The sequence below is a fragment of the Pseudoalteromonas sp. T1lg76 genome (assembly GCF_002964725.1).
Lineage (GTDB): Bacteria > Pseudomonadota > Gammaproteobacteria > Enterobacterales > Alteromonadaceae > Pseudoalteromonas.
Genome location: NZ_PQCE01000019.1, coordinates 1 through 16984, shown reverse-complemented (window position 1 = coordinate 16984; position 16984 = coordinate 1). Strand labels below are relative to the sequence as shown.

Below are 16984 nucleotides of genomic sequence, written 5' to 3'. Positions count from 1 at the left end.
CGTTAAGAGAGAAATCGGGTGGGGCGCCGATAAAGGTCGGCGCGTGATTAAGCAATTAACCAAGAATTTGCCTTATTGGATAAGCGCTTACCCCTTAGTATAGCAATAAGGGCGCATCACGCTGATATCAAGTCAGTGTTTTTCAATGGCTCTGAGCAGTTGCGTGGCCATCTGCTCTAAAATGCTTTGATTGGCGTTAGTAAAGGCATAGGTGCGCATACCGTAAACCCCCATGGTGATAAAGCGCGCTAAAGCTAAAGGTTCCTCATCACTGATGGCTTCACCCTGGCGCTGGGCGCGGGCGATTTGCTCGCCAAGACTGAGCTCAATTTGTTGTAAATTCGTGGCGATTAGTCGGGCGATCTCCGGATCCTGGCCTTCGATTTCATTGAGCGAGCGGGTTAACAAGCAGACCTTGGCACAGGTGTTCTGTACACACTCCTGTACCGTATTGGCGAGTAATTCTTTGAGGCTTGAAAGTACCGGCTGGTCTTCGCTAAACAGGCTCTCAAAGGCCTGCAATTTTTGTTGATGATAAAAGCTGACAGCCTCAATAAACAGCCCCTTTTTACTGCCAAAGGCGCAGTAAATAGAGCCCGGGTGTAAACCTGTAGCCTGGGTTAATTTCTGCATACTCGCTTTGGCGTAGCCATGTTCCATAAAGGTGTGCATGGCTTGCTCTAAGACATGGGAGCGGTCGAACTCGGCACTGCGCATGGGCGTAGAGGTCCCTTATTTTTAAGATGCATAAGATAGTATCATTTATTTTTTGGATATACTTGAATGTTCATTCAAGCGCCCTTATCTTGATTGAACATTCAAATAAATATTGAGTCATTATGTCGGATTTATTGTTACAACCCTATGCCTTATCCACAGAACTAAAGCTTAACAATCGCGTCTTGATGGCGCCGCTCACGCGCTGTATGGCCGATGACGACTTGATTCCCACCCAGGCCATGGCCGAATATTACGGACGCCGAGCGGATGCGGGATTGATCATCAGCGAAGCCACCATTATTCGCCCCGATGGCCAAGGCTACCCCAATGTACCTGGTATTTTTAGCGAGGCGCAAATCGCTGGGTGGCGTAAGGTGACCGATGAGGTGCATGCCAAGGGCGGGAAAATTTTCTGTCAGTTATGGCACGTTGGTCGCGTTGCCCATCCTCACTTTTTTGATGGTGAGGTGCTAAGTGCCAGCGCCATCGGGATAGAAGGCACGGTACCAAGAATGCGTGAGCTTAGCTATCAGACCCCGAAAGCCGCTACCCAGGAGCAAATTGCTGAGATTATCGGTGATTATGCTCAAGCGGCAGAAAATGCCATTGCCGCTGGCTTTGACGGCGTCGAGATCCATGGTGCCAATGGCTATTTGATCGACCAGTTTTTGCATCACAGCGTTAACCAGCGGGACGACCGTTATGGCGGCAGCGCCGAAAATCGTGCCCGCTTTGCCTTGGAGGTGGTTGATGCCATAACCGCCCGTATCGGCGGTGAGCGTGTTGGTTTACGTCTGTCTCCGGGTGCCTACTTCCTGCTTGAGCCCGGTGACAGCGAAGACACCAAGACCTTTGATTATTTGTTGCAGGAGCTCAATCAACGGGAGCTGGCGTTTTTGCATCTGGGTATTTTCGATGATGCTATGGAATTTGATTATCTCGGTGGTCGCGCTTCGGAGTATTTACGCAAACGCTATAAAGGCACCTTGGTGGGCGTTGGTAGCTATACCCCAGAGCAAGGGGCCGAGGCCATTGCCAATGAACGCTTTGACTTGTTGGCCATAGGCCGCCCCTTTATCGCTAATCCGGATTTGATCGCCAAGGTCAAGGGCCAGCAGGCGCTGACCCCATACAGTGAAGACATGCTCGCTGAGCTAGTCTAATCCCCACTGGCAACGCCTGAGCATTCCGGCGTTGCCATAAAATCGTCATCCTCCTTTCATAAGCATGCCATTGTATTGTCACCTTCCGACTATTTACTTAGCCCTTTCTATTTCTTACAACAATTGAGACAGGGTTATGAAAAAAACATTAATAGCGTTAACTTTGGCCAGCGTATTGGCGGGCTGTTCACTTGATGGTGATGACGGCAGCGTGGGCGCAACCGGACCACAAGGGCCTCAAGGTGAGCAGGGCGAGTCAGGTCAGGCTCTCAGTGGCGATCTGGAATTAACACTGGTAGGTCGCGCGGTACTTAACGCCGAGTCGCCGGAAGGGGCGGCGGAAATCGTCGCTTTCCATGCCCGCACCCAGCAAATTTACGCTATTAACAGCTCCGGCGATAAAGCCACGGTGGAAATTATTGCCGCCGATAACTTCGATGCCGCTGCTTTAGTGGCTGATAACGAAGGGGTGATCAGCAGCACCAATCTTGACATTACAACCACCTTGGATGTGTCTGCTAACACACCGGGCGATGCCAACAGTATCGCCATCGACGCCAACAACGACTTACTGGCGGTGGCCATGGCCGCTGAAACAGGCGTAAAAGGCCAGGTAGCGTTTTATGATATCAGCGGTGAAGCGCCGCTGTTCTTACACAATGTTGAAGTGGGTTACCTGCCGGATATGGTGACCTTTACACCGGATGGCACCAAGGTGGTGGTGGCCAATGAAGGTGAGCCGGCGGGCGATTACAGTGTTGATCCGGAAGGTTCAATTGCCGTTATTGCTATCGAATCGGGTAAGCCCGCGATTGAGGCCAGCCTACTAGGTTTTAGTCAATTCAATGACCAACAAGCGGAACTTGCAGCCCAAGGTGTGGTATTTGCCAACCCAACCGGCCGTACCATTAAGGGCCAGTTGATCAATACAACAGTAGCCATGGATCTTGAGCCGGAATATGTGGCAATCAGCGCTGACAGCAAAACCGCTTATGTGTCATTGCAGGAAAACAACGCCCTTGCGGTTGTTGACCTTGAAAATATGACATTGGAAGTACGTGCTCTGGGTTTTAAGGACTGGGGCAATTTGCTAATCGATGCCTCGGATAAAGACGGCGGCATTAACTTCCAACAATACCCAGGCCTATTCGGCATGTATCAACCGGATACCATTGCCACCTACCAATGGCAGGGCGCGGATTTTGTGGTCTCGGCAAACGAAGGCGATGGTCGTGAATACTTCTTTGACTCTGCCAATGAAGCCAGCTGTTTGGCCGAAGGCGGTTTAGAGTTTGATGAAGATGATGGCTGTTTGGCCTATATCGATGAGTCGCGCGCAGAAGACCTCGACCTGGCGGATAACTTTGCCTATGTGAATAACGACGATGATGATATCGGTCGTCTTATTGTGAGCACGGTACGTGGCGATGCGGATCAGGATGGTCGTTATGAGCAACTGTATGCCTATGGTGCGCGCTCTTTCTCTATCTGGGATGCCAATACCGGCCTGGTCTTTGATTCTGGTGACGATGTTGGTCGTATTACCGCGGCGATTCACGGCAGTGCCTTTAACAATAATGAAGATGAAAACGAAGGGGACACCCGCTCCGACGCCAAAGGTGCCGAGCCTGAAGCTCTGGCTTTAGGTCAGGTGCAAGGTCGCACTTATGCCTTTGTCGGCCTTGAGCGTATGGGTGGCATCATGGTGTATGACATTACCAATCCGTTTGATGTGAAATTTAAAAACTATGCCAGCAACCGCGGCCTGGTCGAAGGCGCCGATATTACCGGCGACCTGGCACCGGAAGGCATGCGTTTTATCAGTGCTGAGCAAAGCCCTAACGGCATGCCGCTCTTGGTGGTAGGCAATGAAATTTCCGGTTCGGTAAGCGTGTGGCAAATCGACGTAAAGTAACTGGTTTTATGCAGTGATGACTAAGGTCACATTTTTATGACTTTTGTCATTAAACTGAAATATCAATTACTTATTCTAGGCGGCAAGTAATGACCTGCTTGTTGCTTGAATTCTGATTAGACAACCCTGACTTAGCCGCTCATATGAGCGGCTTTTTTTGTATCTGCTCCGGTGCTAAATCGCAGATGGAATAGACATTGACCGGCAGGCCCATACGACGCCTGTCCTGAATACTGAATTCGTCCTCTCCCCAAAGCAGGTTGCAGTCGAGCTTTGACAGGGCTTCCTGAACAATCAAATTATCCATTTCATGATCTATGGCGGTGTACCAGAGCACATATTGCTGGCCCTGATATTGCACGCTGATATCCTGCCATAGTCTGTCGGGTGAACGCCCTAACAGGGGCTCATCCGAAGTATGGGCGGCAAAGCTGAACTGGCCATGCTCGTCTGTGATCGCCTGAGTGACAAAGTGTTGCTGGCCTATGGATAAGGTGCGGGTAATTTTAATATTGGCCAGGTCAGTATCACCTATGGCTAAACGGCCTTGAATTTGCGGGGAGAGAGTATGAGCTTGGAGCAGTAATTGGGACAGTTGAGGGCGATTGGAGTTGGCTTGGGTAAACAATAATACTGCGCAGGCTAGGATACCGGCACACAGTAAACTGGAGACGATTAAACGCATATTCACACCCTGTGAAAATATCATCCGAGAAAGTCTGAAGGTACTGCATAATCTCGGCTTTTGCAAACCAATGGGCTAATTCACCTTATGTAACAGTAGCCTAGAGTATAGAAGAAAAATTGCGTACACTGGGTCTTTATCATTTAACAGCTTTTACGCATGCTGCATATCATTCAGTCTAATCGCATGGAGATTCTCAGCGCCCAGTTATGTGCGGTGTTAGCGAACCCCAGTAGCGATGATATTTTCGCTCGGGAGCTGGTGTTGGTGCACTCGCCGGGTATGTCTCAATGGCTCAAACTTGAGCTGACAAAGCAACAGGGCGTCTGTGCTCAGGTCGACTTTCCCTTACCTTCAAGCTTTATCTGGTCCTTATACCAGCAAGTTCTGCCCGATGTGCCTGAAGAGTCCGCATTCAATAAGGCCAATATGGCCTGGAAGCTCTATGAGTTATTAATGCAAAAGCTGTCTCTGGAACCGTATCAGGCGCTGGCCAGCTATCTTGAAGATGATGTCGATGGCAGCAAGCGTTTTGCTCTGTGCGAAAAAATCGCCGATGTTTTTGACCATTATTTGATGTACCGGCCCCAGTGGCTGCAAATATGGGAGCAGGGCGTGGATGAGCTGGATGAAGTCGATATTTCCCATGCCCCCTGGCAGCCCGATTTATGGCGCAGCCTGGTTGCTGTGGTGGCCGAGCTTGGGCAAAGCCCGTATCACCGCGCCAATATGCATGATGCCTTGTTGGCGGCGCTCGCCAGCAATAAGGTACAACTGCCACCGCGCATCTGTTTATTTGGCATCTCGGCCTTGGCTCAGTCGCAGTTAGAAGTGTTTAACGCCCTGGCGCACCATACCCAGGTCTTGGTTTTCTTGTTTAACCCCAGCGAGCATTATTGGGGCGATCTGGTTGACGAGAAAACCCTGGCCAAGGTTAACAGCCGCTATAAGGTCAAACCCGAATTGGATGCGGCGCAAAAGGGCGAGCATTATTATATTGTCGGTAATCCATTATTGGCGTCCTGGGGCAAACTGGGGCGGGATTATTTAGAGCAACTAATACAGCTCGACGGCAAGTGGCTGGACGGCTTTGACGATGAATTTGCGCCGCATTTGCTTGGCCGCCTTCAGCAAGAAGTCTATGAACTGGCCTTTAAGGGTCAGAGTCTGGCCGAAGATACGCACTGGTTTGTAAGCGACGAAGGCAAGATGCCGGTGTGCGATGATGACACCTCGGTGCAGCTGGCCAATTGCCATACCCAGCTACGGGAAGTGGAATGCCTGCACGACTACCTGCTGCGGGAATTCGCTAAAGACCCAAGCCTAACGCCCAAAGACATTATTGTCATGATGCCGGATGTCGGCCAATACAGTCCCTTTATCGAGGCGGTGTTTGGTGGTGCCAAGGGCGCGCGCCATATTCCTTATGCCATCGCCGACTTATCTATCGCCCAGGAGCGCCCGCTGCTCAATGCCATTTTAGTGCTGGCAAATTTACCTTTTAGTCGCTTTGGCGTCAGCGAATTAATGGACCTGCTGCAAATTAGCGCCATCAGCGAGCGTTTTGCCTTGTCCGAGCCGGAATTGCAGCAATGCCATGTCTGGCTTGAGCAGGTCGGGGTGAAGTGGGGCATAGACGGTGAGCATAAAAGTGAATTTGCCCTGCCGACATTGGCTTTGAACACCTGGCAGTTGGGCTTACAGCGTTTGTTGCTCGGTATGGCAACCCGAAGCGAACCCTATTTGGGTTTGTATCCCGCCGATGCGGTTGAGGGGATGAACAGCGATATCTTGAGTAAGTTGCTGAGCTTTATCAATGCGCTTTTGGCGGCCAAAGCCTTGCTTAGCCCGGATGCAGACTTGGCGCAAAAAGTGGCGTCCATGCGTCAGGTGCTGGAGCAGATGTTTGCCAGTACGAGTCTCAGTGCGGTGGATTTAGCGACCATGGACAGGCTCTTTAACGCCGTCGACAAGCATTACCATAATGGTGATTATCTTGGCCTCATCTCACAGCGGGTGTTTGTAAACCTCCTGCAACAGGGTATAGACGACAAGGGCGTGGGTCAGCGCTTTTTAATGGGGCAGGTGAACTTCTGTACCCTGATGCCGATGCGGGCGGTGCCCTTTAAAAAGGTCTGTATTCTTGGCTTAAATGATGCGGATTATCCCCGTAACGTACAGCCCATTGGTTTTGACCTGGTGCCCTTTAGCAAACGCCGTAAGGGCGACCGCTCGCGTCGCCTGGACGACAGATACCTGTTTTTAGAGGCGCTCTTGAGTGCCCGTGACAGCGTATATCTTAGCTATATTGGCCGCTCCAGCCGTGATAACAGTGAGCGCATGCCCTCTATCTTGTTAAGCGAGCTATGCGAATATATCGACCGCTGTTTTTATTATCCGGATAAGGACCAAGCCGTGAGTGCAGCCCTTACCGCCGTGCATCATTTGCAGCCATTTCACAGTGACTACTATCAAAGCCAAGGACGCTGGCAGAGCTTTAATCCGGTTTGGGCCTTGACCTATGAAGAGGGGCCGGAGCAAGGCGAGCAACAACCACTGGCAGCGTCACCTGAGTCCATTATCGAGCTCGATGCCTTATTGCACTGCGCCACTCGTGCCCAGCAGTTTTTTTATCAGCAGGTGCTGGCGGTGCGCATCAAGGACATAGATGAAGGCAGCGATGATAATGAGCACTTTACCGTCGATCCTCTGGCTCGCTATCAGCTGCTCGATGAGCTGCTTGAGTGTGCCGTCAATGATAAAGAGGTAGACGATGCCGAGTTAATTCAACGCGGCGTGTTACCACAAGGGATCATGGCTGAAGTGACCCTGGAGCAATTAAAAACCCGTATTACTGCGTTAGCGCAGCAGGTGCAAATGCGCATCGGTGGGCAAGAGCCACAGCTGGTGGAAGTGGATGTCAGCGTCGGCGGCTACCAAATTCAGGGCTGGCTAAGTCATGTTTACGCCAATGAGCAGGTGTTTTATCGCAGCGCCAGTATTAAACCCAAGGACCGTATCAAGGGCTTTATTTATCATTTGCTGGCGCAATTAAGCGGCCAGGAAGTTACTACTTTGGTGATGGGCCTTGATGAGCAAGTGCGTTTTGAACCGCTAACTGTGGCTCATGCCGAGCAACTCTTGTTACCCTGGTTGGCTCTTTACCGTGAGGCGCAAACACGCAGCCCGGCATTTTTCCCTATCAGTGCCTGGGAATGGTTGCAACAGGGGGAAATCGGCAAGGCGAATTTAAAATTTGTTGGCGCCTATATCGGCGTGCCGGAGCGTGCCGATCCTTATATCAGTGCCGACTACCGAGATTTATACCAATGCGAGCAGGAATTTTGCGACTGGGCGCTGCAATTGTTAGCCCCTATCGATGAGATGGCTGAGGAGCAAAAATATGCAGATTCTTGATCCCCTTAGCTTGCCCTTGATTGGCCAGCAACTGATTGAGGCCAGTGCCGGTACGGGTAAAACCTACACCATTACCGGCTTATACCTGCGTTACTTGTTGGGCATGTACCAGCGCTCAGATGGCAGTGACGGTGAGCCTTTAAGCGTTGAGCAAATTCTGGTGGTGACCTTTACCGAGGCGGCCACCAGTGAAATTAAAGACAGGGTGCGGGCGCGCATCACCGAGGCCAAGGAAGTGCTGCTTGGTAAAGCAAGTAGCGATGAGCTGGTGCAGCAATTGCTGGCTCAGGTCAAAGAGCCACAGCAGGCCTATAACCTGCTGGATGCAGCGGCCAAGTCTCTGGATGACAGTGCCATCTTCACCATACATGGCTTTTGCCAGCGCATGCTAAAACAGCATGCCTTTGCCTCCAATATGGCCTTTAACCTGCATTTCGTTATGGACGAAAGTGAATTGCAGCAACAGGCTGTGTTCGATTTTTGGCGGCAATTCGTTTACCCCTTATCGGCGCAGCAGGTACAGGCGGTGTTGGCCCATTATAAGTCACCTTACAGCTTGCTAAAAACCCTGAGCCCGCTGATCAATCGCGAGCAACTGATCATAGAGCCGCGCTTTGACGACCCGCAGCAGGCATTAGCCCAGGTTTGGCAGCAACAAGCGCAATACCTTGAGGCCCTGGAGCCGTTTAAGCAGGCGCTTAGAAACGGCGATTTCTTCAGTGCCCTGGCCGCCAGCGATATCAAGGGGACAGCTAAACCTAAGCACAAGGCCAATGTTACCGCTTTGCAGGCCTTTGCCCACAGCGATGATCTTGAGCTGGATAAAGGCAAAAAGTCGTTTGCGCTTTGGTCAAGCGAGTCGCTGCAAGACCCAAGCATTTATAAGAAAAATGGCAAGGAGTTCAGCCATGAACTGGTGAGCGAGTTTGAACGCTTAAGTGAGCTCAGCGCCGGTTTTGGCCAGTCTTTGGCCCAGCTATTGTGTGTTTACGCTCTGGATTATGTGCGCACCCATGTGCAAACGGCGAAAAAACGCCAGCAACTCTTGGCTCCGGACGACCTGCTGAGCGGCCTCTATCAGGCCCTAGGTAATGACAGCGAAGGTGAGTTGGCGCGGCAGATACGCAGCCAATATCCGGTGGCCATGATCGATGAGTTTCAGGACACCGACCCCGTCCAATACGGGATTTTTAATACCCTGTATCGCCCTTTAAGCTCGGCGATAAGCGGTCTGACCATGATAGGCGACCCCAAACAGGCCATTTATGGCTTTCGCGGTGCCGATATCTTTACCTATATAGACGCCAAACAACAGCTTGATGAGCAGCGCCTGTATACCCTGGCGGTCAACCACAGATCCAGCACACAACTGGTGGGCTGCGTGAACGACCTCTTTAGCGGCCATCCGCAGAGCTTTATTTATAACGAGCAAATACCGTTTTTCAATGTCAAAGCCAAGGGCAAGAAAGAGCAGTTATGCCTTGATGGCAAGCCCTTGGCGGCGATGGAGTTTATCTGGCATGGCGGTGGCACTGAGATCCTCTCTAAGGAGCTGGGGCAGGGCGCATTGGCCGAGAGTTTTGCCAAACGCATCCATTATCTGCTGGGTGAAGCACAACAGGGGCGTTTAACCCTGGGCGAGACGTCTCCCTGTGCCGGCGATTTCTGTATTTTAGTGCGTGACCGTCGTGAAGCGGCGCTGATGAAAAAAGCTCTGGCTGAGGCCGGGGTGGCCAGTGTTTATCTGGCTCGTGACAGCGTCTTTAAGCAGCCATTGGCACAGCATTTGTATCGCTTGTTAAGCGTACTGCACGGGCCTTACGACGAGCGCTTGCTGCGCGGTATGTTGAGCGGCCCCTTTTATAATTTCTCGGCGGCACAGATCTATGCCCTTGGCGATGATCAGCAGCGTTGGGGTGAGCTTTTAAATGAATTTGCCGAGCTAAGACGCCGCTGGTATGCCGATGGTGCCTTGGCCATGCTGGAGCAGCTGCTTTGGCAAAATAAACTTCCTCAGCGCTGGCACGATCTGGGCTGGGATGTACAACGGGCGTTAACGGATTTTCGTCATCTCGGCGAAATCCTGCAACATAAGCAAATTGAACTTGATGGCACCACGCGTTTGCTCAGCTATTTTCATCAGCAGCTGAGCAGCGAATATGGTGAGGGCGACAGCGCCCAATTGCGCCTGGAAACCGATGCGCAGTTGGTGCAAATCGTTACTATGCACGCCTCCAAAGGTTTGCAATACCCCATAGTCTTTATGCCCTTTGCCCAGAGTTATCGCAGCGCCGCCTTGGCTTATTACCATAGCGACGGCCAGTTGCGTTTGGATCTTACTGAGAGCGATCAGGCCATGATGGCCGCCGAGCGTGAGCGTTTGGCCGAAGACCTGCGCTTGCTTTATGTAGCGCTAACCCGCGCTATCTATCACTGTTCTTTAGGAATGTACGGCATAGGGCAGAGAGGGCGCTCGCAGATGCATAGCTGCGCCCTGGGCTATTTGCTATTTAGCGAGGCCGAGCCGCAGTCGGACTTCTATGCCTTACTGGCCGACAAGGTTGCAACGAATGTGGATATGGCGCTGATGCTAACAGATAAGGTGCCCGTGTCTGATATAGCACTGACACACAGTGACGCCGTTGAATTGCACCTTGCTACGCCACCGGCGGGTATAGAGCGTCATTGGCGGGCGACCAGCTTTAGTGCCTTAAGTTATAAACGCCATGAAGCGCCAAGTTTTGGCGCCGGTGGTGGTGACGACGATGAAGACCATCGTATGGAGCAGTATTTATACCCGTCCAGGAGCGCCGATGAAGCAAGTCTTAGCAGCTATGAATTCCCCAAAGGCCCGGGGCCGGGCAGTTGCTTGCACGATATCCTAGAGCAAATTTCCTTCGCCGGGGTCGCCAAGGGCGAGGAATCGGCGCTAGCCCAGCTGCAACAGGTATGTGAGCAGAGCCTGCACAAGTACGCTCTGGACGAGAGTTGGCTGGAATTATTGCAACATTGGATGGTGGACATAGTGCGCTGTCCGCTCGATAACACAGGCTTAAGTCTGGGGGCGCTGGAAGATAAGCAGTGCCTGGTGGAAATGGAGTTTCATCTGCCTCTGCTTGAGCTCGAACCAAAAGCCTTTAACCACGCTATGCTGAGCTTGTTCGGCTATGACTTCGATTTTGACTTTGAGCGGGTTAAGGGCGTCTTAAAGGGCTTTATCGACCTTATTTTCTGTTATCAGGGTCGTTATTATGTGCTTGATTATAAATCAAATTACCTGGGTGATAACGCCTTGGACTATGATCAAAATGCCCTCACTCATGCCATGAATGCGCACAGCTACCATGTGCAAGGCGCTATTTATATGGTGGCGCTGCATCGCTTGTTGCAAAAACGCTTGCCGGATTACGATCCCGAGCGTCATTTGGGCGGCATGATCTACACCTTTATGCGCGCCATGCCGCAGCAGCAAGGGGTCTACAGCAAAGCCTTTAGCATCAATGAAATTAATCAACTGGATGCCTTATTCGCCCAAGGAGAGCGCGGTGATTGAGTTACTACAAGCGCACGACAAGGTGCGCACCGTGGATATTGAGCTGGCCAAGCTGCTGCTGGGTGAGCCCCTGCACGGCGGCAATGAAATGGGCTTCTACCTGCTCTTATTGCTGCTTAAGGCCATGAATGAGCAGCATAGCTGTCTGGATTTAACCACACTTGATATCAGTAACCCCTTTGCCCTTGACCTGCGCAGTCTTGAGCCAGGGCTGGAACTTGGGCTTGATATTGAGCTAGGGCTATCTCAGTTGCCTTGCATTGGTGAGCAGATGCCGCTGCGCCTTCGCGATAACGCCCTGTATCTGGCTCGGTATGATGAGTATGAGGCGATATTGGCCGAGCGTTTTAGCGCGTTGGCCACAGCGCCCATCACCTTGGACAATGCCCGTCTGGCGGAATTGATCCAGTTGTATTTTGGCGCCGAGGATGCGCAAAGCCCGAACTGGCAAAAGGTTGCCTGTGCCACTGCGGCCACGCGCAAATTCTGTGTGATCAGCGGCGGTCCGGGTACAGGTAAAACCACTACAGTGACCCGGCTATTGGCCATTTTGCAATCCCTGTATCGTGAGGCACCGCTGCATATCGAGCTGGTGGCACCTACAGGCAAGGCGGCGGCACGTTTAAGCGAGTCCATACAAGGAGCCAAGCTGGACTTACCGCAAGCAGCTCAGGAGGTGGCGGCGCTTATTCCCGAGCAGGCGCAAACCCTGCATCGTTTGCTCGGTACCTTGCCATACTCCAATCAGTTTCGTCATAACCCCGCCAACCCGGTGCATGCTGATCTGGTGGTAGTCGACGAGGCCTCCATGATAGACATCAGCTTGATGGCCAAGCTGGTGGATGCCCTGGCGCCGCATACCCGGTTGATTTTGCTCGGCGATAAGGACCAGTTGAGCTCGGTGGACAGTGGCAATATCATGGCGGATCTCTGTTGCCAGTGTCAGCTTGGCCACTTACCCAATTACAGCGCGCCTTGGGCGCAGCAATTGGCTGGCCTGTGTGGGGAGCACCAGTACCACAGCCAGCAGCAAACCCCTTATCTGCTGCGCGACAATATTGCCTTTTTGCAGCACAGTTACCGCTTTGCCCAGGGCAGTGGCATTGGCCGTCTGGCCTATGCGGTCAATCGCGCCGAACAAAATACCGCCAGGCAGCTGCTGCAAAGCGATGCCGAGGATATCAGCTATTTTGATTTGCAGGAGGGATTCTATTCCCAGCTTATCGACCGCGCAGCAACCCAATACAGTACCTATTTAAACTTGGCTGGTGAGGGGATGAATGCCAAGGCCGTGCATCAGGCTTTTGCTCAGTATCAATTGCTGGCGGCGCTGCGCGAAGGTCCCTTTGGCGTGCAACAGCTTAATCAACGTATCGAACAGCGCCTTGCGCAGCAGGGGTTAATCGATTTGAGGCAACGTTTTTATCTAGGTATGCCCTTGATGATCAGCCAAAACGACTATCAGTTACGCCTCTTTAATGGCGATATAGGGATAGTTTTACCGGACGAGGACGGTGCCCTGAAGGCCATGTTCATCGGCAGTGACGGTACACTCCGCGCCATAGAGCCGGGGCGCCTGCCCGGGTTTGATAAGGTCTTTGCCATGACCATACATAAGTCGCAGGGCTCGGAATTTGCTCATACCGCCATGGTATTACCGCCCTTGGGCCGCGGCGGACAGCGTCTTAACCGCCAACTGGTGTATACCGGCATTACCCGGGCTAAGCAGCACATTGAGCTTATCTGCGATATGCGCACCTTGTTCCATGCCATTAATCAGCCCATTAGTCGTGCCTCCGGGCTTTATCAGCGACTGCAAGGAGCAAATCACTGATGTGGCCTTACATTATTCTCGCCCTGATATTGGTAAAAACGTCACTATTGGGGTTGGGTGGCCTTTCCATAGTGCTGGCACTGTTGGGGTTATTATTGCTGCGCTTAGGTTTGGGCAAGCCGGAACCCTGGTTACGCCGCCGCGCCGCGAAAATACTCAAGCTCGCGCTTGGGCTGCATCTTTTAGCCTATGCCATGTTGCTGATAAAACTCTTCACGCTTGAGTCATGGGAAGATGTGCCCATGTTTATTGCCAGCCACCTGGTTTTACATCATATGATGGCGGCCTTTATTGGCGCAACACTTATCTTTATGCTGATAAGAAGCTATTTTATCTATAAAGATCAGGTGGGTAGCGGTCAGGCGGAAAAGGCGTAGGCAGATTAGATTTTTTACTCTAAGCTGGTTTTTACCTATAGAAATATACGTAAAGCAGGTTAGAGACGATGAAATCACTTGTCAGCCAACTGGCTAACTACGCCCACTATCACAGGGATAAGCGCAATATTTACACTCATTTTATCGGTATCCCGATGATAGTGTATGCCTTGGCGGTGTTGTTATCGCGACCAAGCTTTACGCTCACTCCCGAACTCACACTTACTCCCGCCACCATAGCCGTTGCCATTAGCTGTGTTTATTATTTGTTTCTATCCCTGTCCCTTGGGTTAATCATGACGGTACTGATGGCCGCTGCTCTGGTGGGCGCGGCACCTTTGGCCGCCTTACCCTGGCCACACTGGCCGGGCTGGGGTGTTGGGCTCTTCCTGCTCGGCTGGTTATTTCAATTTATCGGTCACTATTTTGAAGGCAAGAAACCTGCGTTCGTCGACGACCTTATCGGTTTAATCATAGGCCCGTTGTTTGTGGTGGTGGAGCTGTTGTTTATGTTCGGCCTATACCGGGGACTGAAGCAGGACATTGAACAGATTGCCGGTAAAGTCCGTTAGCTGGTGTTGAACTTGGTAACCTGGGGGAGAGCTGCCTAACTAACCAACCTAGTTCTTTTTGCGCACCTTGGCACAGGACTTGATTGCCTACTCTTTATCGCGCCGATACGTTTTACACCTGATTCGCTTTGCTCGCTTAGTGTAAGAGAGTAGGGGGGATGGGCTGGTAAACAGCGGGCGACAACGCGGGAACAATCAAAACCAAGATAGTGCATCACGCACCAAAAGGGGGCAGCAGTGAGTTATTACGAGGTTAATTTTGATGGCCTGGTAGGGCCTACCCACAATTATGCAGGCTTGTCGTACGGTAATATTGCATCTAAATCCAATGCCAATAAGGTCGCTAATCCCAGGCAAGCGGCGCTGCAGGGTCTGGAAAAAATGTGGTCTTTAGTACAACTGGGGCTGTACCAAGGAGTGCTGGCGCCCAATGCCCGCCCTGACTTAGCGACGCTAAGAGCCTTGGGCTTCAGCGGCTCGGATGCGGCGGTGATCGACAAGGCAGCGAAAACCGAGCCCATGTTGTTGAAGGCCTGCTATTCGGCATCATCCATGTGGGCAGCCAACGCTGCGACCGTCTCGCCCGGGTGTGATACGCAAGACGCCAAGGTGCACTTTACGCCAGCCAACCTTAATAATAAGCTGCACCGGGCGATAGAGGCGAAAACCACGGGGCAAATTTTGCGTGCCACCTTTAATGATGATACGCATTTTGTGCATCATCCGCCCTTGCCCCAGCACTCACTCTTTGGTGATGAGGGGGCGGCAAACTACACCAGGCTGGTCGACAGTTACGGCCACAGTGGGCTTGCCTTGTTTGTCTATGGCGAAGACATGAATTCCAATGTTAGGCCCTCCGCCTTTCCCGCCAGACAAACCCGCCAGGCGAGTGAAGCGATAGCACGCAGTCATCAGCTGGACCCAGCGCGCACCTTGTTTATTCAGCAAAACCCCGACGTTATCGATCAGGGAGTGTTTCACAACGATGTCATAGCCATTGGCAACGAAAATGTGTTTCTGTTCCACGAGCAGGCGTTTTATCAGCAGCAGGCGGTGATAGCGCAGATCCGCAACGGATATTCAGGTTCACGTCCTCTGCACCTGATAGAAGTGAAAACAACAGACGTGACCCTGGAAGATGCGATTAAAAGCTATATATTTAACAGCCAATTAGTAAGCCTGCCAAGCGGGGGCATGGCCATTATTGCGCCAAGCGAGTGTCAGACCATAGGCAGGGTGGAGCGCTATCTGTCACTGTTATGCAAGGCCAGTAACCCGATTAATGAGGTGATCTATTTGGACTTGAAGCAAAGCATGCAAAATGGCGGCGGACCGGCTTGCCTGCGTTTGCGTGTTGCACTGTCACAGCAGGAGCTGGCGGCGGTTAACCCTTCCTGTCTATTGGATGACAGGCTTTACGCCGTTTTATCCGACTGGGTGAAAAAACACTACCGTGACAGAGTCTCAGACAAGGACTTGGCCGACCCCAGCCTGATGACTGAAAGCCAAACGGCGCTTGATGAGCTGACTCAGATACTCTCTATTGGCTCAGTGTATCCCTTCCAGCAAAATTAAGCTTAGCAATATAAAAAGAGCAGCCGACGGCTGCTCTTTTTATGCCTGTAATTAGAGTTGTTTGGCACACTATGTAACACAAAAAACCGGCTCGGTTATGTGGTGATAATAGATAATCTGATGATATTTAATGAGAAAATAAATTATATCGCGAGCCAAGTAGGGCCAGAATAAGTGAAGGCACGTATTTTATGAGCCATCTCTTAATTGCTCGTAAGAAAAACACCTGATAACTTATTGCTATTATTGAATAAAAAAGTTTATTGGTGGGCAATGGTGAGGTTGTGGATAACTTCCTTAACCGGGAATTCGCACTAATAGGCTTATGTAGACTCCCTCGGTGTCAACACTAATCACTTGATACTGTAATGTGCTAAGGAGAGACCGTGAGTAAATTTGACAGACTTTTATACATGAGATTGATAATCTGTTTATTGCTGTTTTTAAATCTGATGAACAACATTTATTTGATTGCATTTGGTTTCTTCTTCGGTTTCATTGCTCTAACAATAATTGAGGTCAAACTTTCAGAAATTATTTGCCCAGCTTGTAATAAACCATGGCAGTACGCGCCAAAAATTGGGCATATTAAAAAAACATTATTTATCGAATGGTCTGAGTATATCTGTCATAACTGTGGTAACGATATGCGTGGCACATAACAATCGCCATCAAAACGCCGCTTCGCGGCTCGATTCACAACAAGTTGCTCGCGTTTGTGGCGGGCGTTATGTGTAGGACTTACCCAAAAAAAGTAGACACCTTCTATAGTTAGAAAAAGAGGTGTCTCATGACTAAAAAGAAAAGAACCCAGGCCTATACCGAAGAATTCCGTCGCGAAGCAGTACGTCGTGCGGAATTACCGGGTAATACCAATAAATCAGTCGCCGAAGAACTGGGGATCAGCGCCCAGCAAATCTATAACTGGCGCAGGCAATTCAACCGTCTTTCCGACAAGCAATTTAATACCGTTCAAGGCGTCGATTACTCGAAACATGAAAGCGAGGAGTTACGCCGTCTTAAGCGTGAGCTGCACGACCTGAAAGAGGAAAATGAATTCTTAAAAAAGGCAGCCGCGTACTTTGCGAATGTCTGCTCCTGATTGCAAAAGATGAGTCGCGAACGAGTGTCTAAACGTATGTGGTGTAATTAACTTTGTAATCCCCGACTGTT

General features: G+C 51.1%; 12 protein-coding genes and 1 pseudogene. 10 read left to right on the top strand and 3 right to left on the bottom strand.

The window, feature by feature from the left end:
- Nucleotides 1-132 precede the first annotated feature (132 nt).
- Nucleotides 133-717 (bottom strand): TetR/AcrR family transcriptional regulator, encoded by a 585-nt coding sequence (locus tag C2M35_RS07685; RefSeq protein ID WP_105265009.1) that lies wholly within the window; start codon nucleotides 715-717, stop codon nucleotides 133-135.
- A 122-nt stretch (nucleotides 718-839) separates the two neighbouring features.
- Between C2M35_RS07685 and C2M35_RS07680 the strand changes: the two genes are divergently transcribed.
- Entirely contained in the window at nucleotides 840-1883 is a 1044-nt protein-coding gene (locus C2M35_RS07680; protein WP_105265008.1) for an alkene reductase, read from the top strand.
- A gap of 136 nt (nucleotides 1884-2019) precedes the next feature.
- Complete coding sequence (locus C2M35_RS07675; RefSeq protein WP_105265007.1) at nucleotides 2020-3798, top strand: choice-of-anchor I family protein; 1779 nt, start codon at nucleotides 2020-2022, stop codon at nucleotides 3796-3798.
- A gap of 139 nt (nucleotides 3799-3937) precedes the next feature.
- Here C2M35_RS07675 and C2M35_RS07670 read toward each other — a convergent pair whose 3' ends face one another.
- The gene (locus C2M35_RS07670) at nucleotides 3938-4483 is read right to left on the bottom strand and encodes a DUF6795 domain-containing protein (RefSeq protein ID WP_158677938.1); all 546 of its coding nucleotides are present in this window, start codon (nucleotides 4481-4483) and stop codon (nucleotides 3938-3940) included.
- 159 nt (nucleotides 4484-4642) lie between these two features.
- Here C2M35_RS07670 and recC point away from each other — a divergent pair, with 159 nt between their 5' ends.
- The 8 genes from recC to C2M35_RS07630 all read left to right on the top strand — a co-directional run bounded on the left by recC (nucleotide 4643) and on the right by C2M35_RS07630 (nucleotide 16913).
- Nucleotides 4643-7900, top strand: a complete 3258-nt coding sequence (gene recC / locus C2M35_RS07665) for an exodeoxyribonuclease V subunit gamma (protein WP_105199239.1) — start codon at nucleotides 4643-4645, stop codon at nucleotides 7898-7900.
- Nucleotides 7887-11453: an exodeoxyribonuclease V subunit beta gene (gene recB, locus C2M35_RS07660; RefSeq protein ID WP_105265005.1), complete on the top strand. Its 3567-nt coding sequence runs from the start codon at nucleotides 7887-7889 to the stop codon at nucleotides 11451-11453. Before recC ends, recB begins: the two co-directional genes overlap by 14 nt.
- Complete coding sequence (gene recD / locus C2M35_RS07655) at nucleotides 11446-13287, top strand: exodeoxyribonuclease V subunit alpha (RefSeq protein WP_105265004.1); 1842 nt, start codon at nucleotides 11446-11448, stop codon at nucleotides 13285-13287. The genes recB and recD overlap by 8 nt, the downstream gene beginning before the upstream one ends.
- On the top strand, nucleotides 13287-13664 hold the full coding sequence (locus C2M35_RS07650) for a hypothetical protein (protein ID WP_105265003.1): 378 nt from the start codon (nucleotides 13287-13289) through the stop codon (nucleotides 13662-13664). Before recD ends, C2M35_RS07650 begins: the two co-directional genes overlap by 1 nt.
- Before the next feature lie 68 nt (nucleotides 13665-13732).
- Nucleotides 13733-14236 carry an Mpo1 family 2-hydroxy fatty acid dioxygenase gene (locus tag C2M35_RS07645; RefSeq protein WP_105265002.1) on the top strand — a complete coding sequence of 168 codons (504 nt, stop codon included), beginning with the start codon at nucleotides 13733-13735 and terminating at the stop codon, nucleotides 14234-14236.
- Nucleotides 14237-14473: 237 nt separating this feature from the next.
- Nucleotides 14474-15811, top strand: coding sequence for an N-succinylarginine dihydrolase (gene astB / locus C2M35_RS07640; protein WP_105265001.1), 1338 nt, complete (start codon nucleotides 14474-14476; stop codon nucleotides 15809-15811).
- Between the two features lie 386 nt (nucleotides 15812-16197).
- The gene (locus C2M35_RS07635) at nucleotides 16198-16473 is read left to right on the top strand and encodes a hypothetical protein (protein ID WP_158677937.1); all 276 of its coding nucleotides are present in this window, start codon (nucleotides 16198-16200) and stop codon (nucleotides 16471-16473) included.
- Between the two features lie 128 nt (nucleotides 16474-16601).
- Nucleotides 16602-16913, top strand: coding sequence for a transposase (locus tag C2M35_RS07630; RefSeq protein ID WP_199774400.1), 312 nt, complete (start codon nucleotides 16602-16604; stop codon nucleotides 16911-16913).
- Here the strand turns inward: C2M35_RS07630 and C2M35_RS07625 are convergent.
- Nucleotides 16878-16984: pseudogene (locus tag C2M35_RS07625) on the bottom strand (tyrosine-type recombinase/integrase); the annotation flags it as partial. The gene C2M35_RS07630 and the pseudogene C2M35_RS07625 overlap by 36 nt on opposite strands.